Below are 20,453 nucleotides of genomic sequence, written 5' to 3'. Positions count from 1 at the left end.
TGCGCGCGGGTCTAGTCGTTTCGTACGTAGCGCCACAGCAGGTCGGCGATGTCGCGCCGGCGCAGCGTCTTCGCCTTCTGCGAGGACATGTCCGTGGCGAATTGCGCCTCGAACGTATGCCGGTTCGCAACCGAGAAGAAGCAGAGCGCGTTCACCGACATGTGCAGTTCGATCGGATCGATGCCGGGTCTGATCGTGCCGGCGCGAACGCCGCGGTCCAGCACTGCGGCGATCTGGCTGATGATCGGCCGCGTCATCTCCTTGAGCTTCTTGCTGCCGCGGATATGCCGGCCGCGATGGATGTTCTCGATCGTGACCAGCCGGACATATTCCGGGTTGGCCTGGTCGAAATCGAAGGTGAACTCGGCCAGCCTCCGAATCGCAGCTTCCGGCTCGAGCGCTTCGAGGTGAAGGTCCTGCTCGGCGATGCGCATCTTGGCGTAGGCCATCTCGAGCACGGCCGTGAACAGCTCTTCCTTGGAGTTGAAGTAGTAGAAGATCAGCCGCTTGGTGATGTTGGCGCGCGCGGCGATGGCATCGGTATTGCCGCCGGCGAGGCCGTTCTCGGCGAATTCCGCGAACGCGATCTCCAGGATCTCGCGCTTGGTGCGCTCCCGGTCGCGCCGCCGCACCGGCGGCTGCTTCGCGTCGTCCGCGACGGGCTTTTCCTTAGGTCTCATCCGGCGGTTCGGTCCTCTGCATCCGGCCAAGCCTGCTTGCCCCTCCCTTCATAGCGCAATCGGCGGTTCTTGACAGCAACTATCCCATGGGTTAATTGTAATTAACCTGCGGATTAATTAGCCATGACCGACCTCGGCCTTGCTCATCTGACGGCACTGGACCTTGCGCCGACGGCGCTCGTGGCCGAGGCCACGCGCGCCGGCTTCAGCTTCATCGACCTGCGCGTGATCCCCGTGACTGCCGGCGGACCTGCCTATCCGACCCGGATGGGAACGGACGCGCACCGCGAGCTCAAACGGTCTCTCGCCGGCGAGGGGGTGCGACTGAACGCGATCGAGTTCGTTCAGCTCACACACGACATCGATATTCCGGCGCTCGCGGCCCTGTTCGAAGCCGCGGCCGATCTTGGCGCGGTGGCGGTCATTGCATCGGGGGATGACGACGATCCCGCCCGCCTGACCGCGCATTTCGCTGAACTTTGCGACCTCGCGCAGCAATTTGGCTTGCGTGTCGATCTGGAGTTCATGCGCTGGCGTGCGATTGGCTCGCTGCCGCAGGCCGAGGCGATCGTGCGCGGCGCGGGCAAGGCGAACGGCGCCATTCTCGTCGACGCGCTGCACCTTCATCGCTCCGGCGGCAAGCCGAGCGATCTCATCGCGATCCCCGCGCACCATTTGCGTGCCGCGCAGATTTGCGACGCTGTCGCGGACATACCCGCGAGCGAGGCCGCCATCATCGCCGAGGCGCGCGAAGGCCGGTTGCCGCCGGGCGAGGGCGCCTTGCCGCTCGGCAAGCTCCTCGAAGCGCTTCCGGCCGACGCGAGCCTCAGCGTCGAGATGCCGCTGCCGGCCTTGGCGGTGCGGGCCCGGCTCGCCACGGCGTTCAACGCCACGAGGCGCCTGCTCGAGCATCGGTCGCGGGGAGCGTCGCGGCCAGACCATCGCCGCGAAGCCGGCGGCCCAATCTAGATACGGAATGCGTGAGATGAAGACCATCACCATAGGCGTCATCGGCGCGGGACTGATCGGGCGGAAGCACCTCGCCAAGCTTGCCGGGCGAGACGACTATGACCTCGTCGGCATCGCGGACGTGAATGCCGATAAGGTCGCCGGCGAGTATCCCGCGACCCGCGTCTTCGCCGACTACCGCAAACTGCTCGACGAGGCGCGGCCGGAGGCCGTGATCATCGCCTCGCCCAACCAGCTTCATGCCGAGCAGGGTATCGCCTGCGCCAGGCGCGGCATTCATATCCTGATCGAGAAGCCGGTCACGGATACGGTGGAGACCGCGGCAAGCCTGATTGAAGAGGTGCGCAAGGCCGGCATCCAGTCGCTGGTCGGGCATCACCGCCGCCACCATCAGCAGGTCAGGACGCTGAAGGCGACCTTGGGAGACAAGCGCATCGGCGATGTCGTCGGGGTGTCGGCGATCTGGGCCACGCACAAGCCGGTCGCCTATTTCGAGGTCGCGCCGTGGCGCTCGCAGGCCGGTGGTGGTCCGATCCTGATCAACCTCATCCATGAGATCGATTTCCTGCGCTTCACAATGGGCGAGATCGTCGCCGTGGAAGCGATTGCGTCGAACCGCCAGCGCGGCTTTGCGGTCGAGGATACGTCCGCGGCGCTGATCGAATTCGACAGCGGCGCGCTCGGCACTTTCTTCATCAGCGACAGCGCCGTCTCGCCCTGGACGTCCGAGCAGGGGCTCGGCGAGGCACCCGAATTCCCGTTCAGCGGCGAGAGCAGCTATCGCTTCCTCGGCCGGAGCGGATCGATCGAATTTCCAGCGCTGGTGCAATGGTCGCAAGCCGGCGGCGCGCAGGACTGGAACAAGCCGATCCAGTCCCAGCGCATCCGTGCCTCTTCGGTCGACCCGTACATCGCCCAGCTCGATCATTTCCGCGACATCATCCGCGGCAAGGCGCGATCATTGCAGCCGGTCGAGGATGGCGCGCGCAGCCTGATCGCGACCCTGGCGGTCGCCGAGGCCGCCGCGAGCGGACGGCGCGTCGACCTGCGCAATCGCTACGAAACGCTCGCAAGTCCGGCAGCAAAGGCAGGCAAGGCGATCTAGCGCGGACAAATTCGCCGCCGCTCGGCGGACCAGAATGGGCAGAGCCACGGCGCGATCGCAACCGGAAACTCTCGACGAATTGCTCCGAGTGAGCGATACACAAGGCGTTGCGACGACCGATTGAATCCGCCCAGTATTCCAGAGACGGCTGCGATTGAGCCGGGAGGCCGCGGCGTACTGGATTCCCCGCCGGAGCCTGTCATCGGGCTCGCCTAAGGCGAGACCCGGTGGCGGGGAATGACGGTGCTACTTCCCGATCCAGACCGTCATACCCGGCTCGAGGCCTGCCATCTCTCCCTTTGGATCGAGGCGCAGGCGCAGCGTATTGCGGTCATGATCGCCGATCACCCGCTCGGCCTGCCAGGTGGCGAAGACGCCGAGCGGCCGCAGCTCGGTGATGACCGCCTTGGTCGCGACACCGGTGCCGTTCCGCATCACGTCCGCTGTTTCTCCCATCGCAAGACGATCGAGATGATCCTCGCGCACGTTGAACGAGAGCCATTGCCGGCCGGCGGCCTGAACCATCAGGATCGGCTGGCCGGCGCGAACATTCTCGCCGACCTCGGCGGCGATGACGCTGACCACGCCGTCGGCCGGTGCGCGCAACACCATCTTGTCGAGGCGGCGCTCGAGCACGGTGACCGCGGCAGCCGCGGCCTGCACCTGCGCGTCGGCGATCGCGCGCTCTTCCCGCGTCGGTCCCGCCACGGCCGCATCGTAATTGGCCTGGGCCTCGGCCACGCCGGCACGCGCGCTGGCGACATCGTTCTCGGCCTGGTCGAGCGACTGCTGCGATTCGAAGCTCTGGCGCGCCAGCGTGCTGGTTCGGGTGAGCTGGGCCTGCACGAAGTCGAGGCGGGCGCCGGCCTTGGCGATGGCGGCCTTCAGTGAGTCGACTTGCTCGCGGCGCACGCCAGCAAAGACGTTGTTGCGGTTGGCGGTTGCTGATGCCAGCGCGGCCCGCGCCTGGTCCGCCTGGGCCGTCAACTCCACCGCGGAGAGCCGCGCCAGAATATCGCCCGCGCGCACGGTGGCGCCCTTCTCGACCGCAATCGACTGGAGTTGTCCGGCCACCTCCGGCTCCACCCTCACCTCGGTCGCGCGCACGACGCCGACGATGGCTGCCGGCGGTGCCGAGTGGCGCATGACATAGAGCAGCGCGCCCGCCGCGACCAGCGCGAGCGGAATCGCGACGAAGGCGGCAGGTCTAAGGTTGGACATGTCCCTGTCTCCTCCTGACGGCAAATGCCGAGATCACCGCCAGCGCGAAGTAGCCGAGCGCCAGGCACCACAATGCGAGCCAGTCATGCGCGACCTCCCAGATGCCGGCGCCGAGCTGGTTGATGCGCACGAGGCCGTCGATGGCGGAGTCGGCGGGGAAAATCCGGCCGAACGCAAGGGCCACGTCGGGAATCGCCTCGCGCGGCCATGCAAAGCCGGCCATGAAGAACTGCGGCAGGCTGGTCGCCAGCAACAGGATGGTCGCGTTCTCCGGTCGCGTGAACCAGGCCCCGACAGCCTGCCCCATGAAACTCGTCGCCAGCAGAAAGACACTCGCGAGAGCGAGGATCTGCGGCAGATGGCCGAGCGCCGAAAAGCCGTAGATCCGCGGCAGTACGATGAGATAGAGCGCGATCGCCGGCAAATAGATGGTCAGATGCGCGATGCCGCGGCCGAGCACGCCGGCAAAGGCTGCGCCTCCGCTCGCTACCGCGCTGCCGGTCAGCATCGCCGCGCCGATCAGCAGGGTCTGCTGCAGGATCAGGATGAACGCCGCCGGAACGACGTAGCTCGCATAGCCGCCCACGGGGTTGAAGATCGGCTGCAGCAGAACGTCGGCCGGGCTCGAGCTTGCGAGCTTGGCCTTGACGAGGCTCCCATCCGAGCGCGCGCCGCGCGAAACGAGCTCGGACGTCAAGGTTCCGATGGCGGTGGCGACCCCGCTGGCGCTCGATCTGAAGATGAACAGATAGGTTGCGTCCGCATAGACGGGTATGTGGGCGGTGATGCCCTTGAGCACGTCGCGTTCGGTGTCGGGCGGAATCTCGACGGCGGCAAAGGCCTGCCCGCGATCGATCGCGCTGCGCGCCTCGGCCAGCGTTCGGGCGCGAACCGTCACGCTCAATGCGCCGCTCGCATCCAGCGTCTCGACGATCTGCCGGCTGAGATCGCTGAGGTCGTTATCGACGACCGCAATCGGAAGCTTGCGAAGGATCTGGTTCAGATAGGGCTGCGGATAGTAGATGCCGTAGACGAGGGGAGCAAGGAACAGCAGAGTGAAGGCGCTCCGCGTTCCCAGCACGCGCCGCCACTCCGCCACGAAGGCGCCACCGACGCCGCGCGGTGTGGAGATGGCCTCGGATGGCTCGGCAGGCCGCGCTGTCGCAAACCAGCCCTTGCGGGTGACGTTCGCCATGCGCAGCCATGCCAGGCCGGCAAAGAGCAACGCCAGGCCCGCAAGCGCCGCGAAGGGAATAGCGGAGTCCGCGATCGGCAATCCCCGCGCGGCCTGTCCCAGCAGGACGGCCATGTACCAGCGCAGCGGCAGGATCGCGCTCCAGGCTTGCGCAAAGGCATTCATGCCGATGGTGGGAAAGCCGACGCCGGCATAGCCGAATGCGGGCGAGGCAATGAGGCCCGCAAGCCCGAGTCCGGTGGCGAGATCGCCGGTCAGAAGCTGGAGCAGGGCGCCGAGCGACAGATAGGCGATGATCAGCAGCGAGGCCGCAGCGATCATCAACGGCAGGTCGCCCTTGAAGGGGATCTCCAGCACGCCCTCCAGGAACAGCGGCTCGGCCAGCATGATGAAAACGAAGATGCAGAACAGCGGCGCGAGCTTGCCGGCCAGCGCGACAAGCGGATCGCCGCCGGCGCTTTCGAGCCAGGCCCGCGCGTCGCGGCGGCGGAATTCGGAGCCGACGGAATAGCCGGCGGCAAGGGTGATCACCACATGGATGATGGTCGGCAGCAGCGCGCGCAGCAGGAACTGCGCGTAGTTCTTCTGCGGATTGACGAGCGCCATGGTCTCCGCCTTGAGCGCTCCCAGGGACGCTGGCGCAGGTGCCGCGCGACTGGCGGGAGCCGCCACGGCTGCCGCGGCGGAAAGTGAATCGCTCAGACCCGAGGATGCGATGCCGGAGGGAGTCAAAAATTGCTGGTTGTAAAATCCGACGATCTGCGGGCGGCGCGCGGCCTTCAGGTCGCGCTCGAAATCCGGCGGGATGTGGACGGCCGAGATCGACTTGCCGGAGCGAATGTCCTGCACGGCCGTGGACAGCGTGCCGGAGCGGTCGACGATCTTCAGGCTTGGCGATGCCGCAATGTATTCCACCAGGGCACGCGAGGCGTCCGACTTGTCCTCGTCGACGACAGTCACGCCGAGCCCGCGGATGACCGGATGGCTGAACACCGTGGTGAGCACCACGAAGGCGAACAGCGGCACGCCGAAGATCAGCAGCAGCGCCACGCGATCATGAATCAGCCAGCGGCACTCGCGCCGCGCGACCAGCAGAAATCCGGGCTTTGGTGCTGGCCTCATGGTCGCGACCGCCAATCGAGATAGGCGCTCATTCCCGGTCGCAGCTCGGGCACCGGCTGCACCGGATAGGCGCGGATCGAGAACGTCCGCAGGTCGAAATCGCCGGTGGCGCGCGTGGCCCGCCAGCTCGCATATTCGCCCTTGGTCGCGATCAGCTTGACCTCGACCGTGACGGAGCGGTCGCCGAGGGCGGGAATGCGGACATCGAATCGATCGCCGACCTTCAGGCCCCTGACGAGATCCTCGCGCAGATCGAAATGCACCCAGAGGTCGGCCAGATTGATCAAGGTGACGAGCGGCACGCCCGGCGAGACGTATTCGCCGGGTTCCACATTGCGCTGATAGACCTGCGAGGCGACCGGCGCATAAACCACGAGCTGATCGATGATCGATTGGACGCTCTGGATGTCGGCGCTGGCCTTCTCGACGTTGCTGCCGGCAATGGCCCGCTCCTCCTTGGTGTAGCCATTGACCGCCTGCTCATAGGCCGATTTGGCCTGGTCGACGGCGCGCTCGCTTTCGTGCAGCGCATCGGTGGCCTGGTCGAGGCGGGCCTGCGGCGCGTTGCCTTGCTCGGTCAGGGTGTGCGTGCGGTCAAACGTTTTCTGCGCCAGCACCAGCGCCGCCTGCGCCCGCTCCATTTCCGCCTTCCGTGCCGCGATCACTTCCACCCGCGTTCCGACCAGCACATTGGCAAGCTGCGCGTCCGCAACAGCCTTGGCCGCCTTCATCTGCTCGTGCTTGGCCAGCGTCTCGGGATTGTCGATCTGGACGAGCACCGCGCCCGCCGCAACGTTCTGGCCGCGTTCGACGGGGATTTTGCCGACCCGTCCGTCGACACGYGCAGCGATGTCGAGCCGTGTTGCATCGACTTCGCCCTGAACCAGCAAGGGTTCAGGCCGCAGCAGATAGAAGACGGAAAGCCCGACGACGGCGGCCGCAACGACGCCGACGATGATGGCGGGAGTCCGGATCGGGTTGCGTGCCGTTTTCGCCTGTCCGTCACTCGGCGCGTCGGGCGTGCTTTGAATGTCCTTGTCAGAGCTCGGCATGTCCACGCCTGACTCCCTTTCTCGTGGCCGGTAGTCGTTGATTATATTTGGTTGCCAGGCCCTGTCCAATCGCGATGTGCTGATCATTCGAGCCGCAGCACCGACGATGTGTCCTGTCCATCGCCCGCGCTTGAAGGTTTGACGCTCCACTTGTTGAAAGCTGCTGCTCCGGCTTCGGTCGTCGTCCCGACGCTCGGCCAGTTTGGTCGAGAGTGCTGAGATACGATCTCGAATGAGGTGGCTGGCTGCACCGCGCAAGGGATCAAGCAGCAACATTCCAGCGGTGACATTCCTGTCCAAGCCGAACGTCGGCGCTCGCGTCATAGTCGCGGCCACCTGACCAGCTCGTGGTTGGGCCATGATGCAGGTGCGATATGCCAAAAGCCGTCACGACATCTTCCGCAAACGTCACAGTCCCCCGCCTCTTCGTCCTCGAATTGAATGCGGGTTGCATTCATTCCATGAACACGGATGGCTCGCAGCGAACGACCATTGTGACGGGCTGCCACCTTCCGGACGGCATCGTCGTCGATGCGGGCGCCGGCCATATCTACTGGACCAACATGGGCATCCCCAACCTGAACGACGGCTCCATCGAGCGCGCCGACGTCGACGGCAAGAATCGCAAGACGATCGTTGCGAAGGGAGACACCCACACTCCGAAGCAGATCATCCTCGATAAGAAAGGTGGCAAGCTGTATTGGTGCGACCGCGAGGGCATGCGCGTCATGCGCTGCGATCTCGACGGCGCACGGCTGGAGACGCTCATCGAGGCAGGGCGGGGCGAAGCCGATAGCCGGGATGCGACGCGATGGTGCGTTGGGCTGACAATCGATCCGAAACTCGGACACATCTACTGGAGCCAGAAAGGCCCAGACAATGCCGGGCTCGGCCGCATCTTCCGCGCCAATCTCGAAATCCCCGCCGGTCAAACCGCAGCCACAAGGTCCGACGTCGAGATCTTCTACGACGCTCTGCCGGAGCCGATCGATCTCGAGCTCGACCACAAGAACCGTATTCTCTACTGGACCGACCGCGGCGACCCGCCGCGCGGCAACACCGTGAACCGGGCCTCGATCGACAACAAGCCTGCTGAGCCCGAGATCGTGGTGACCCATCTCATGGAAGGCATCGGCATCGCGCTCGACGTCCCGAACGATCGCATGTTCGTGACCGATTTCGCCGGCTCAGTCTATTTCGCACGGCTCGATGGATCCGGTGAACGAAATTTCCTGTTCGCCCAGGGCAACCTCACCGGCATCGCCTACGCCGAAATCTAACGATCGCATCGGAGAAGTGACATGAACGGTACCAAGCCCATTCGCCGCATCGCTATCATCGGCACCGGTGTGATCGGCGCGAGCTGGAGTTCGCTGTTTCTCGCCAAGGGACTGCACGTGGTCGCGACGGACCCCGCTCCGAACGCGGAAGCCGCGCTGAGGAAGTTCGTCGAGACCGCCTGGCCTGCGCTCAAGCGATTGGGCCTCTCGCCCGGAGCATCGCAGTCGAACCTGACGTTCACGGCTGACCTCGCGCAGGCACTCGCCGGCGCCGACCTCGTCCAGGAGAACGGGCCCGAGCGGATCGAATTCAAGCAGAAGCTCTATGGCCAGCTCGACGAGCTGTTGCCGCCGGACGTGATCATCGCATCGAGCTCGTCGGGGCTCACCATGAGCGAAATCCAGAAGGGCGCCGCGTCCCATCCCGAGCGCTGCGTCATCGCCCATCCGTTCAATCCGCCCCACCTGATCCCGCTGACGGAGATCGTCGGCGGGGCAAAGACATCGGAAGCGACAATCCGGCGCGCCGCGGAATTCTACACGTCGATCGGGCAACGGACGGTGCGCCTCAACAAGGAAATGCCGGGGCATGTCGCCAACCGTCTCCAGGCCGCGCTGAGCCGCGAGGTCTATTACCTCGTCGCCGAGGGTGTGGTGAGCGCCGCCGACGTCGACACCGCCCTGAGCTGGGGCCCGGGCCTGCGCTGGGGAGTCATGGGCAGCATGATGCTCAACCATCTCGGCGGCGGTCCAGGCGGCATCGAGCATTTCTTCCAGCAGTTCACCGGCCCGATGACGGCCTGGTGGAAGACCCTTGGCGCGCCGGTGCTGACGCCGGAGGTGCAAAAGAAGCTCATCGACAGCGTCCATGCCGAGGCCGGATCGCGCACCATCGAGCAATTGGAGGCGGAGCGCGACGAAGTTCTGCTCGGCCTGATCGAGCTGCGCAAGAAAGCGGCCAAGCCGGGCTGACGAAATCGGCGGGGCCGCCAAGATCAATCACACGTCAAACCTGTCCTTCACTTTTCAGGCTTCCGAGCCGCAGCGAGGAGAAATCGCAAATGCCCACCGCAACCCCAGCAAGCAAGACCGCCGCGCCGAAGCCGGCGCCCGCACCCAATGGCGACTTCTATCAGCTGGTCGACCTTCTCACCGCCGACGAGAGAGCGCTCGTCAAGAAGGTGCGGACCTACATGGAGACCAAGGTCCAGCCGGTCATCAACAAATACTGGTCCGATGATGCGTTTCCGTTCGAGCTGCTGCCGTCGTTCAAGGAGCTCGGCCTCGGTGGGCTCGGCTTCGAGGGCTATGGCTGCGCGGGCGGCAGCCAGAAGCTGTTCGGATTCGTCGCCATGGAGCTGGCGCGCACCGATGCATCGTTCTGCACGTTCTTCGGCGTGCATAGCGGTCTCGCGATGGGCTCGATCTATCTCGACGGCTCCGAGGAGCAGAAGCAAAAATGGCTGCCGGCGATGGCGCGCTGGGAGAAGATCGGCTGCTTCGGCCTCACCGAGCCGCTGGTCGGTTCCGGAACGAGCGGCGGTCTGACCACGACGGCCAAGCGCGAAGGCGATAGCTGGATTCTCAATGGACAGAAGCGGTGGATCGGCAACGCGCCATGGTGCGACCTCTCCATCATCTGGGCGCGCGATCTCGCCGACAACCAGGTCAAGGGCTTCATCGTCGAGAACAAGTCGACGCCCGGTTTCAGCGTCGAGAAGATCGAGCACAAGATCGCGCTTAAGGTGGTCCAGAACGGCCAGATCACGCTGAAGGACGTGCGGGTGCCCGAGGCCAACCGTCTCCAGGGCGGCAATTCATTCCGCGATACCGCGCGCGTGCTGCGGATGACGCGGTACATGGTGGGCTGGGCGTCGACCGGCATCCAGATGGGCGCATACGAGGCCACCCTCAAATACGCCCAGGAGCGACTGCAATTCGGCAAGCCGATCGCCTCGTTCCAGCTGATCCAGGATCTGCTCGCCAAGATGCTTGGCAATCTGACCGCGTGCCAGTGCCTGATGCTTCGCCTGGCGCAGCTCGATGACGAAGGCAAGCTTGGCGACCATCACGCGGCATTGGCGAAGGCATTCTGCACCTCGAAATCGCGCGAGACGGTCTCCTGGGGCCGCGAGGTGCTGGGCGGCAACGGCATCGTCGCCGACTACAACGTCGCGCGGTTCTTCGCCGATGCCGAGGCGCTCTACTCCTACGAAGGCACCTATCAGATGCAGAATCTGATCGTCGGCAAGGCCATCACCGGCCACGGCGCTTTTCTCTGACCGCTCAGCGGAGCCGGCGCATCGGCGCCGGCTGCCCTATCCAGGAGACACGACCATGGTTTCGGGAACTGCACCGTTCACCCCTTCGCCTGCAACAGCACCAAGCTCCGCACCCAGAGCCGCGCTGGCCCTTGCGAACGTCCTCTACGAGAAAAAGGGGCCGATCGCCTACGTCACGGTCAATCGGCCAAAAGTGCTCAACGCGCTCAATACGCCGACCTGGACCGATCTGCATGCCGCATTCGAGGACGCAAAGGCGGACGCGTCGGTGCTCGGCGTGATCCTCACCGGCGCGGGCGACAAGGCGTTCATCGCCGGCGCCGACATCAGTGAGCTCGCACATGTCGATGCCTACGACGCCGAGGAGTCCAGCCGGTTCGGGCAGGGTGTGCTGGACCTCGTTGAAAATCTCGGCAAGCCGGTGATCGCGGCGATCAACGGCTTTGCCCTCGGCGGCGGCTGTGAGACGGCGATGGCCTGCACCATCAGGATCGCAGCGGAGCATGCCAAGTTCGGGCAACCGGAGGTCAAGCTGGGCCTGTTGCCCGGCGGTGGCGGAACACAACGCCTGCCGCGCCTGGTGGGAAAGGGTCGTGCGTTGCAGCTGATCCTCACGGGCGAGACGATTTCCGCGCAGGAAGCCTATCGCATCGGCCTCGTCAACGAAGTCGTTCCCGCGCCCGGCCTGATCGATCGCGCCGAGACGATCCTGAAGCAGATCATGGCCAACGCGCCGATCGCGGTGAAGTTCTCGCTGGAAGCCGCGAACAAGGGGATGGATACGAGCCAAGGCGAAGGCCTTGTGCTGGAAGCATCCTTCTTCGGCATTTGCGCCGCCACCGAAGACAAGAAGGAAGGCACCGCCGCCTTCCTCGAGAAACGTGCGCCGCAGTTCCGCGGACGCTGAAGCAAGGCCGCCCTCTACGAGGATCTGGAAAGGACACCCATGGCAAACGACAACATTTTCTCCGGACTGAAGGTGGTGGACCTCGCGAGCTTCATCGCGGGCCCCAGCGCCGCCGTGATCTTGTCCGATTTCGGTGCCGACGTGATCAAGGTCGAGCCGCCGAGCGGCGAGCTGTGGCGGCACGCGAACCATCTCCCGCCGCAGCCGGTCGCCGACGATGCCTATCCCTGGCATCTGGCCAATCGCAACAAGCGCGGCATGGCGCTCGATCTGAAATCTCCGAGCGCGCATCTGGTTCTCGAGAAGCTCGTCAAATGGGCCGACGTTCTCATCGTCAACACGCCGCATCCGGCGCGCAAGAAATTGAAGCTCGAATATGAAGATGTGGTGGGGTGGAATCCGCGGCTGATTTACGCCGACATCACGGGTTTCGGCGACAAGGGACCGGATGCGAATCTTCCCGGCTTTGATATCACGTCGTACTGGGCCCGCAGCGGATTGCTGTCGATGACCCGCGATGCCGGTGCGCCGCCGACCTGGCCGGTGGCCGGCAGCGGCGACAATGCCACCGCCGTCGGGCTGTACTCGGCGATCGTCACCGCCCTGTATCGTCGTGAACGGACTGGGGAGGGGGCGCATGTCACGACCTCGCTGCTCGCCGAGGGCGTGTGGTCCGCCAGCGTCTCGATCCAGGCCGCGCTCTGCGATGCGAAATTCTTCGGGCTGCATGATCGCATGCACCCTGCAAATGCGGCCATGAACGTGTATCGCGCCAAGGACGATACCTGGTTCGTCCTCATCATCACGCCCGACAAGATGGAGGCCGTGGTGAAGGCGATCGGCCGCCCCGATCTCCTGACTGATCCGCGGTTCTCCGACCCGGCCAAGCTGATGGCGAACATGACGGAGCTCACGGCGATTCTCGACCAGACCTTCTGTTCCGAGCCGATGTCACATTGGTACGAGGTGTTCAACGGCGTCCACGTGACGTTCGGAGCGGTACGCGGGCCGCAGGAGGTGGTCAACGATCCCCAGCTCCGGGCCAATGACATCATCGTTCCGCTTGACGGTGCCGGCGGCAAGCTGACGTCCACGATCTCGAGCCCGCTTCAGGTCCATGGGGTCGCCAAGGTGCCCGCAAAGCGCGCCCCGAAGATCGGAGAACACAACGACGAGGTTCTTCGGCAATTGGGATTTAGCGCGGCCGAAATCGACGGTCTGCATGCGAGCGGTGCCGTTCCGAAGGCAAAGGAACACGCCGCCTAGCCTGACGAAAGGGTCGTGGCGGCGCAAGCCGCCGCGACGCTGCGCTTGAAGTGAAATTCAAAGGAACCAGGAGTTCGACAATGGATGAGATCGTCACCGAACAGGCCGCGGGCATCCTGCGCATCCAGTTGAACCGTCCGACAAAGCGGAATGCAATGACGTCGGCCATGTACGTGGCGCTCGCGGACATCTTCAACGGGGCGGCGAAGGACGAGAGCACGCGTGTCGTTCTCTGGCATGGCGCGGGAGATTCGTTCTGTGCCGGCAACGATATCGACGATTTTCTCAAGAATCCTCCCGGACCAGGCGAATCGCCACAGGCCAGGCTGATGGACGCGCTGCTCAACTTCGACAAGCCGCTGGTCGCCGCGGTCCACGGCGCCGCGATCGGCGGCGGCACCACCATGCTGACGCACTGCGACTTCATCTACGCGGGCGAAAGTGCAAAATTCCAGATGCCCTTCATCAATCTGGCCGTCGTTCCCGAGTTCGGATCGAGCTGCTCCGTGCCGGCGCGGATCGGTCACGTCCGTGCGGCCGAACTGATCCTGTTGGGAGCTCCCTTTGATGCCGGGCGCGCCGCGGAGCTGGGCCTGGTGACCGAGGTCGTCCCCGACAACGATCTCCGGGCGAAAGCAACCGACACGGCCCGGAAACTGGCAGCGAAGCCGTCCGCGGCGCTGCGGGCCAGCAAGAGGCTCATGAAGCAGCCATTTCGCGAGCAGATCAAGGCCGCGATGAAGGCCGAGAACGAGGAGTTCAGCGCGCAAGTCCGCTCTGACGACGCAAGAGAAGCGTTCACGGCTTTCGTGGAAAAGCGCAAGCCCGACTTCACGCGAAACATCAAGTCGCAAGCGACGGTATGACCATGGAAAAGTCGATGAATGTGTGCGTGTTGGTTGGAAGCCTCCGGAAGGCGTCGTTCAACGGGGCGCTGGCGAAAGCACTGGTGTCGCTGGCGCCGTCCTCGATGAAGCTCGACATCGTCGAGATCGGAGGATTGCCGTTCTACAACGAGGATCTCGATACCGCTGCCCCGCCCGCGCAATGGACCGCGTTCCGCCAGCGCATCAAGGCCGCTGACGCGGTTCTGTTCGTCACGCCGGAATATAACCGGTCGGTGCCGGCCGTGCTCAAGAACGCACTGGATGTCGGTTCAAGGCCGTATGGACGTAGCGTCTGGGATCGCAAGCCGGGTGCGATCGTCAGCGGCTCGCCCGGCGCGATCGGAGGCTTCGGCGCCAATCATCATCTCCGGCAGTCGCTCGTGTTCCTGAACRTGCCGACCCTGCAGCAGCCTGAGGCCTACCTTGGTCACGTCGACAAGCTTTTCGATGAGCAGGGCAAGCTCGCCGGCGACGGCACCCGAAAATTTCTGGAAGGGTTCATGCAGGCGTTCGCCAATTGGGCCGAGACGATCCGGTCGCAGGGTCAGCCGGTGTGATGCCCTGCAGCAAGAGCGAGCGGCATCGCGAGGTGACGCTCAAAAATGAACCGGCCGCATTTGCTCGAATTCGTCGCGGCACGCCCTGCTGAAGTCATGCAACAGATCGATCGTGCCGTCGATCGCCATTTCGCGCAGTTCGACGAAGCTCTTGTCCGGCTCCAGATAGGTGTCCAGGATTTTTCGGGTGACGTCTTCGGCATGATGGACCACCGGCATTGAAGATATCGCCCGCATCGCGCTCATTTTGGCGTAAAGGCTGACCAGGCTGGGAATGTCGGCCTTATCGTGCTGGAGCGCATCGATGTAGCATTTGGCGGCGTCTTCGATGAAGTCCCTGTACAAGGTCTGCCGGCGAGTCTCCTCGTGAAGGACCCACTGGGCGCGGACCTGGCTTCGCTGGCTGCGCCAATTCGCTATTCCGCTTGTCAGGCCGCCCACGGCTGCTCCAGTGAGCGCGGCGAGTGCGGAGATGATGGAGGCGTCCACAGATGCTATCTCCGATCGGCTTCGAAAACCGGCAGTGACGGTTATCGGGCCCGGCTTCGACTATGACGCGGACGACCGTGGTCCTTCGGAAATCAGCCGTGAGCTCCGTTGCCCCGACAGATACGACCAGAGCCACTGCGTCTGGACCCGAAACCTGTTCTGGAGCTGCGGCAGCGCGAGCACGTGTAATGCGGCCCACACCAGCCAGGTCAGAAAGCCGCTGCTGCGCAAATGGCGGGTCTCGAGGATCGCGAAATTCTTGCCGACCACCGCCATGTTCCCTTTGTTGCGGTACCGGAACGGTCGGCCATCCTTGTGTCCCCTGACACGGTTGGCGATGACATGCCCGACAAATCGTCCCTGCTGAATCGCTGCCTGCGCCACACCGGGGACGGGATGCCCATCCTGGGTCATCGTGGCAGCATCTCCCGCGACAAACACGTTGGGCGCCTCGGCGATGTCCATGTAGGCGCCGACGAATGCGCGCCCGGCGCGGTCCGTCTGCGTCCCGAGCATTTTCACGACCGGCGAGGCGCTGACGCCTGCTGTCCACAGTACGGTGGCGCTGGGAATGCGGACGCCGGCCGCGATCACGCCCTGATCGTCGACCTTCTCGACCTTCACGCCCGTCGACACCTCGACGCCGAGCTTCGCAAGTCGCTTGGCCGCCTTTCGCGACAGCGATTCCGCAAAGGTCGGCAGAATACGGGTGCCGCCGTCCAACAGGATAATGCGGCTCTTGGCCGGGTCGATCTTGCGGAAATTGTTGCGCAGGGTCACCGAGACCAGTTGAGCGATCGAAGCGGCAAGCTCGACGCCGGTCGGGCCGGCACCCACCAGAACGAATGTCGTCTGGCGTGCGCGTTCCTGCTCGTCATCGGTTGCTTCCGCCAATTCAAACGCACTGAGGATCTTGGTCCGGATCGTTTCGGCGTCGTTCAGGCTCTTGAGGCCGGGTGCGAACCGCGCGAACTCGTCATGACCGAAATAGCTCGGATGCATTCCGGTCGCGATCACCAGGAAGTCGTAGTCGAGTTTTCGACTGCCAATCTCCGGGCAAATGGCCTCGACCGTGCGAGCCCCGAGATTGATGCCCTTGACCTCGGCCAGCAACACGCCGAGATTCTTCTGTTTCGCCTCGAGCTGCCGGATCGGCGCCGCGATCTCGGATGGTGCCAGAACAGCGGTGGCGACCTGGTACAGCAGCGGCTGAAAGATGTGGTGATTGCGGCGGTCGATCAGCGTGATGTCGACATCGGCTCGCTTCAGTGCCCGTGCCGCCGCAATACCGGCAAAGCCACCGCCGACGATCAGGACGCGCTTCTTGCCTGGTGTCGCTCGTGTCAATGGCGGTTTTTCCTGCGGGAACGATCTGGTCAAAACTGTCGTCATGGGTGCACCGACTCTTGGGGGCCAGCCGGCCCGACAGCATAGATACAGCGGAGGTGCGGACCGTTCTTGGATGGCGCTGCGGCGCATTGAACGGCCGTGCCTCATCATACGGTCTCCAATGCAGCCTCGCAGGCCAGCGGCTCGCGATATGGCGTATCCCTTTTCAGATTGGTCAATTGCGCTGTGCGGTCCAGTAGCCAGAGCATCGTTCACTTCCCGTGTGACCGCTCCATCTCCCGCTGCCTGTGGTCCCCGTAAGCCTACCCGTGCCAGACGCAAATTTTTCGTGAACCGTCACTGACGCTCGAACCGAACCGAATCTTGCAACGTATCCTCTGAATTTCACCAGATTGGGATGGGTCACGATGCCGTCGGAAATATTGACGGTGAAGTTGTAGCTGGGATCGCACGTGCCCCTTTGCGTCACGAAGACAAGATCCCAGGAGCCGTCATAGGCGGATCGCGCCTGCGCGGCGGACGCCGAGGCCATGAGGCAGACTGTTGCAATCATCCAGAGTGACGACGTCTTCATCGATAGTCCTCCAAGCCGCGTTGCGGGTATTCGAACGATGATCTGCTTTAGAAAAAAGCCGGTGCGGCGCGCTTGTCGAAACGTGCTCAGATTGTCCTGAATCGTGCGATCGCAGCGCGTGTCGTCAAATCGGGATTCGTCAGCAGACAGTTTTGAGCATGATTGGCCCCAATCGAGCAGCCGCGTTCAATCGCCGTTGAGGGCGCGAATGCATATTGCCTGCACGCATCGACAGCCAGCCGAACACGAGAGACGACACCCTTGAGAGAACCTGGAGCAGCGAGATGAACTCTGAATCCATCGCTGTCCAGCCTGGAGAGAAGCCGGCACGCGTCGCATTATCCTTTCATTCGCGTGCATCCGACTTCGCCGCGCTCGCAAAGCCGCGGGTGATGATGCTTGCCGTCTTCACCGCGCTCGTCGGGCTGAGCATCGCCCCGGTTCGGCCAGCCCCGCCGATGCTGCTCGTCGCGATCCTTGCCATTGCCGCGGGAGCCGGAGCCGCCGGCGCACTCAATATGTGGTACGACGCCGATATCGATGCGGTCATGACCCGCACGGTCACGCGGCCAATTCCCCGCGGCAAGGTCTCCCGGTTCGCGGCGTTTGTCTTTGGCCTCCTTCTGGGCGGATCCGCCGTGGTGGTCCTCGGCATGGCGACGAACCTGCTCGCTGCCGCATTGTTGGCCGGAACGATCCTCTTTTATATCGTCGTGTACACGGCGTGGCTGAAGCGGACGACGCCACAGAACATCGTCATCGGCGGCGCCGCCGGTGCGCTTCCGCCCGTGGTCGGATGGGCCGCGGCAACCGGCGACATCGGGGTAGAGCCGCTTGCGCTGTTCCTCATCATCTTCCTGTGGACGCCGCCGCATTTCTGGGCGCTGGCGCTCAACCGCACCGACGACTACGCACGTGCGGGCGTGCCGATGCTGCCGGTTGTCGCGGGACGCGCAGCAACAACGCGTCAGATCCTGATCTACAGCGGCCTTCTGGCTGTCGCCTCGGAGCTGCCCTGGGCGATCGGATTTGCGGGTGCGATCTATGGCGTGACCGTTGCGATCTGCGGGATGCTATTCCTCATACTTGCATTCCAGCTCGACAGAAACATTGGGCCTGATCGCCGCCCCGCTCGCAGGCTATTCGCATTTTCCATATTCTACTTGTTCGTGCTGTTCGCGGCGCTCCTGGTCGACCATGACGGAAATTCATCCTCGCTCATGCGTACCTCGCGAGGCGGCCTCGGCATTTTGGTGCATGCCGAGCTCGCGCCGGAGGCCGTCCACACCGCATGGCGCGCCATCAACCTCAGCGAGGTCTAACATGCGATACGGCTTACTGGCTGTCCTCCTGATCGGGGCCATGACACTCGGTGGCTGCACTGAGGGCGTGCTCGATCCGAAAGGGCCAATTGCGCTGGCCGAGCGGCAAATTCTGTTCAACGCACTTGGCATCATGCTGGCGATCGTGATCCCGGTGATCGTTGCGATACTCGGCTTTGCTTTCTGGTTTCGTGCATCGAACGAGCGTGCGCGCTATCGGCCGGATTTCACATATTCCGGACGCCTGGAGTTGCTGGTCTGGTCCATCCCCGCGATGACGGTGCTCCTGGTCGGCGGCGTCGCATGGCTCGGCGCGCACGACCTCGATCCGGGCAAGCCGATTAGCTCAACGGTCACGCCCGTCAACGTCCAGGTCGTCTCACTCGATTGGAAATGGCTGTTCATCTATCCAGAGCAGGGGATCGCGAGCGTCAACAAGCTGGTCGTACCGGTTGGCACGCCGATCAGCTTCGAGCTGACCTCATCGAGCGTCATGAACAGCTTCTTCGTGCCTCAGCTCGGGAGCCAGATCTACACCATGTCCGGTATGGCGACACGCCTCCACCTGCAGGCGGACCATCTCGGAACCTATCCAGGGATATCTGCCATGTTCAGCGGTGACGGCTTTCCCGACATGCGCTTCACGGTCGATGCAGTGTCAGACGACAGATTTGCGCAATGGGTTCGCCAGGCCCGCGAAACCGGTTCGGCGCTCGATAAGCAGGCTTACGCCGACCTGGTGAAGCCGAGCAAGGCGGTCGCGCCGTTCACCTATCGCGCCGTCGTCCCCGATCTATTCAGCAGCATCGTAAACGCTGACATCGGTACGCGGGACTCCTCTCTATCAATTTGTTCAACGTCGCAGAGGGCAGAGCGATGAATCTCCTTGGCAAGCTCGATTGGAACGCGATTCCGCTCCATGAGCCGATCATCATGGGCGCAACGGGCTTCATGGTCCTGGTCGTGGTGGTTGTTCTCGGCTTCGTCACGGCGAAGGGAGCCTGGCTCTATTTGTGGCGCGAATGGCTCACCTCGGTCGACCACAAGCGGATAGGCGCCATGTATTGCATATTGGCGCTCGTCATGATGCTGCGCGGCTTCAGCGACGCAATCATGATCCGCGCGCAGCAGGCGCTCGCAGCCGGCGGTGCACAAGGCTATCTGCCGCCGGAGCATTTCAATCAGATTTTCTCGGCCCACGGCACGATCATGATCTTGTTCATGGCAATGCCGTTCGTGGTGGGGCTCATGAACTTCGCGGTCCCGTTGCAACTTGGTGTTCGCGACGTCGCATTCCCTACGCTCAACTCCGTCAGCTTCTGGCTCACTGCCTCGGGCGCGTTGTTGGTCAACATTTCGCTGGCGGTCGGCGAGTTCTCAAAAGCCACCTGGTGGGGTTATCCGCCCCTGAGCGAAATGCAATATTCGCCCGGCGTCGGCGTCGACTACTATCTTTGGTCGCTGCAAATCTCCGGTATCGGCACCTTGCTGGCGGGCATCAACTTCGTCACGACAATCCTCAAACTGCGCGCGCCCGGGATGAGCTATATGCGCATGCCGGTCTTCTGCTGGACCGCGCTTGCCGCTAACCTGCTCATTGTCGCGGCATTTCCGGTCCTGACCGCGACGCTCGCGATGCTGGCGCTCGATCGCTATCTCGGCTTTCACTTCTTCACGCTCGAAGGCCAGGGCAATCAGATGCTGTACTCCAACCTTTTCTGGGTCTGGGGGCACCCCGAAGTCTACATCCTGATCCTGCCGGCGTTCGGCGTATTCTCGGAAGTGATGGCGACCTTCTCCGGCAAGCCGTTGTTCGGCTATCGCTCGATGGTAGCCGCGACGATGACCATCTGTATCCTCTCCTTCCTGGTCTGGCTGCACCACTTTTTCACAATGGGTGCCAGCGCAAACGTCAACGGCTTCTTCGGCGTCATGAGCATGATCATCGCTTTGCCGACGGGCGCGAAAGTCTTCAACTGGCTGTTCACGATGTACGGCGGCCGGGTTCGCTTCTCGGTGCCGGTGCTGTGGTCGATTGGCTTCATGGTGACTTTCGTCATCGGCGGCATGACCGGCGTGCTCTTGGCGGTGCCTCCGGCCGACTTCCAGCTGCACAACAGCGTGTTCCTGGTCGCCCACTTCCACAACGTCGCCATCGGCGGCGTCGTGTTTGGCGTGATGGCGGGGTACAATTA

General features: G+C 63.7%; 18 protein-coding genes. 12 read left to right on the top strand and 6 right to left on the bottom strand.

The window, feature by feature from the left end; all coding sequences use genetic code 11:
- Positions 1-11: 11 nt before the first annotated feature.
- Positions 12-680, bottom strand: a complete 669-nt coding sequence (locus tag ACXJMY_RS24000) for a TetR/AcrR family transcriptional regulator (RefSeq protein WP_456621820.1) — start codon at positions 678-680, stop codon at positions 12-14.
- Positions 681-803: 123 nt separating this feature from the next.
- On the opposite strand from ACXJMY_RS24000, the gene ACXJMY_RS23995 reads away from it, so the two are divergent.
- Together ACXJMY_RS23995 and ACXJMY_RS23990 are read left to right on the top strand one after the other, a co-directional pair.
- Positions 804-1,649: a sugar phosphate isomerase/epimerase family protein gene (locus tag ACXJMY_RS23995; RefSeq protein ID WP_456621819.1), complete on the top strand. Its 846-nt coding sequence runs from the start codon at positions 804-806 to the stop codon at positions 1,647-1,649.
- A gap of 7 nt (positions 1,650-1,656) precedes the next feature.
- Positions 1,657-2,754 (top strand): Gfo/Idh/MocA family protein, encoded by a 1,098-nt coding sequence (locus ACXJMY_RS23990; protein ID WP_456621818.1) that lies wholly within the window; start codon positions 1,657-1,659, stop codon positions 2,752-2,754.
- Between the two features lie 246 nt (positions 2,755-3,000).
- Here ACXJMY_RS23990 and ACXJMY_RS23985 read toward each other — a convergent pair whose 3' ends face one another.
- The 3 genes from ACXJMY_RS23985 to ACXJMY_RS23975 are packed head-to-tail and all read right to left on the bottom strand — an operon-like array spanning position 3,001 to position 7,620.
- Positions 3,001-3,975: an HlyD family secretion protein gene (locus ACXJMY_RS23985; RefSeq protein WP_456621817.1), complete on the bottom strand. Its 975-nt coding sequence runs from the start codon at positions 3,973-3,975 to the stop codon at positions 3,001-3,003.
- Positions 3,962-6,292: an ABC transporter permease gene (locus tag ACXJMY_RS23980; protein ID WP_456621816.1), complete on the bottom strand. Its 2,331-nt coding sequence runs from the start codon at positions 6,290-6,292 to the stop codon at positions 3,962-3,964. Before ACXJMY_RS23980 ends, ACXJMY_RS23985 begins: the two co-directional genes overlap by 14 nt.
- Positions 6,289-7,620, bottom strand: coding sequence for an HlyD family secretion protein (locus ACXJMY_RS23975; RefSeq protein ID WP_456621815.1), 1,332 nt, complete (start codon positions 7,618-7,620; stop codon positions 6,289-6,291). The genes ACXJMY_RS23980 and ACXJMY_RS23975 overlap by 4 nt, the downstream gene beginning before the upstream one ends.
- Positions 7,621-7,805: 185 nt before the next feature.
- Here ACXJMY_RS23975 and ACXJMY_RS23970 point away from each other — a divergent pair, with 185 nt between their 5' ends.
- From ACXJMY_RS23970 to ACXJMY_RS23940, 7 genes are all read left to right on the top strand, one after another.
- Positions 7,806-8,624 (top strand): 3-hydroxyacyl-CoA dehydrogenase, encoded by an 819-nt coding sequence (locus ACXJMY_RS23970; protein ID WP_456621814.1) that lies wholly within the window; start codon positions 7,806-7,808, stop codon positions 8,622-8,624.
- 21 nt (positions 8,625-8,645) lie between these two features.
- Complete coding sequence (locus ACXJMY_RS23965; RefSeq protein ID WP_456621813.1) at positions 8,646-9,596, top strand: 3-hydroxyacyl-CoA dehydrogenase NAD-binding domain-containing protein; 951 nt, start codon at positions 8,646-8,648, stop codon at positions 9,594-9,596.
- 89 nt (positions 9,597-9,685) lie between these two features.
- Entirely contained in the window at positions 9,686-10,906 is a 1,221-nt protein-coding gene (locus ACXJMY_RS23960) for an acyl-CoA dehydrogenase family protein (protein ID WP_456621812.1), read from the top strand.
- 55 nt (positions 10,907-10,961) lie between these two features.
- Complete coding sequence (locus ACXJMY_RS23955; RefSeq protein ID WP_456621811.1) at positions 10,962-11,813, top strand: enoyl-CoA hydratase-related protein; 852 nt, start codon at positions 10,962-10,964, stop codon at positions 11,811-11,813.
- A 39-nt stretch (positions 11,814-11,852) separates the two neighbouring features.
- A complete protein-coding gene (locus tag ACXJMY_RS23950) occupies positions 11,853-13,079 on the top strand; it encodes a CaiB/BaiF CoA transferase family protein (RefSeq protein ID WP_456621810.1) in 1,227 nt (408 codons plus the stop codon).
- An 80-nt stretch (positions 13,080-13,159) separates the two neighbouring features.
- The gene (locus ACXJMY_RS23945) at positions 13,160-13,945 is read left to right on the top strand and encodes an enoyl-CoA hydratase (protein ID WP_456621809.1); all 786 of its coding nucleotides are present in this window, start codon (positions 13,160-13,162) and stop codon (positions 13,943-13,945) included.
- Between the two features lie 2 nt (positions 13,946-13,947).
- Positions 13,948-14,523, top strand: coding sequence for an NADPH-dependent FMN reductase (locus tag ACXJMY_RS23940; RefSeq protein WP_456621881.1), 576 nt, complete (start codon positions 13,948-13,950; stop codon positions 14,521-14,523).
- Positions 14,524-14,562: 39 nt separating this feature from the next.
- On the opposite strand, the gene ACXJMY_RS23935 is transcribed toward ACXJMY_RS23940, so the two are convergent.
- Both ACXJMY_RS23935 and ACXJMY_RS23930 read right to left on the bottom strand, forming a co-directional pair.
- Positions 14,563-15,012: a hypothetical protein gene (locus tag ACXJMY_RS23935; protein ID WP_456621808.1), complete on the bottom strand. Its 450-nt coding sequence runs from the start codon at positions 15,010-15,012 to the stop codon at positions 14,563-14,565.
- Between the two features lie 60 nt (positions 15,013-15,072).
- Complete coding sequence (locus ACXJMY_RS23930) at positions 15,073-16,509, bottom strand: NAD(P)/FAD-dependent oxidoreductase (protein WP_456621807.1); 1,437 nt, start codon at positions 16,507-16,509, stop codon at positions 15,073-15,075.
- A gap of 711 nt (positions 16,510-17,220) precedes the next feature.
- Between ACXJMY_RS23930 and ACXJMY_RS23925 the strand changes: the two genes are divergently transcribed.
- The 3 genes from ACXJMY_RS23925 to ACXJMY_RS23915 form a co-directional block, all read left to right on the top strand.
- Positions 17,221-18,258, top strand: coding sequence for a heme o synthase (locus ACXJMY_RS23925; protein WP_456621880.1), 1,038 nt, complete (start codon positions 17,221-17,223; stop codon positions 18,256-18,258).
- 40 nt (positions 18,259-18,298) lie between these two features.
- On the top strand, positions 18,299-19,138 hold the full coding sequence (gene cyoA / locus ACXJMY_RS23920; protein ID WP_456621806.1) for a ubiquinol oxidase subunit II: 840 nt from the start codon (positions 18,299-18,301) through the stop codon (positions 19,136-19,138).
- The coding region (locus ACXJMY_RS23915) for a cbb3-type cytochrome c oxidase subunit I (protein WP_456621805.1) at positions 19,135-20,453 on the top strand (1,319 nt) is incomplete at its 3' end. The genes cyoA and ACXJMY_RS23915, both read left to right, overlap by 4 nt.

This window comes from Bradyrhizobium sp. P5_C12, assembly GCF_054049735.1.
The sequence above is the reverse complement of the archived record's forward strand: the minus strand, read 5'-3'. Positions and strand labels throughout refer to the sequence as shown.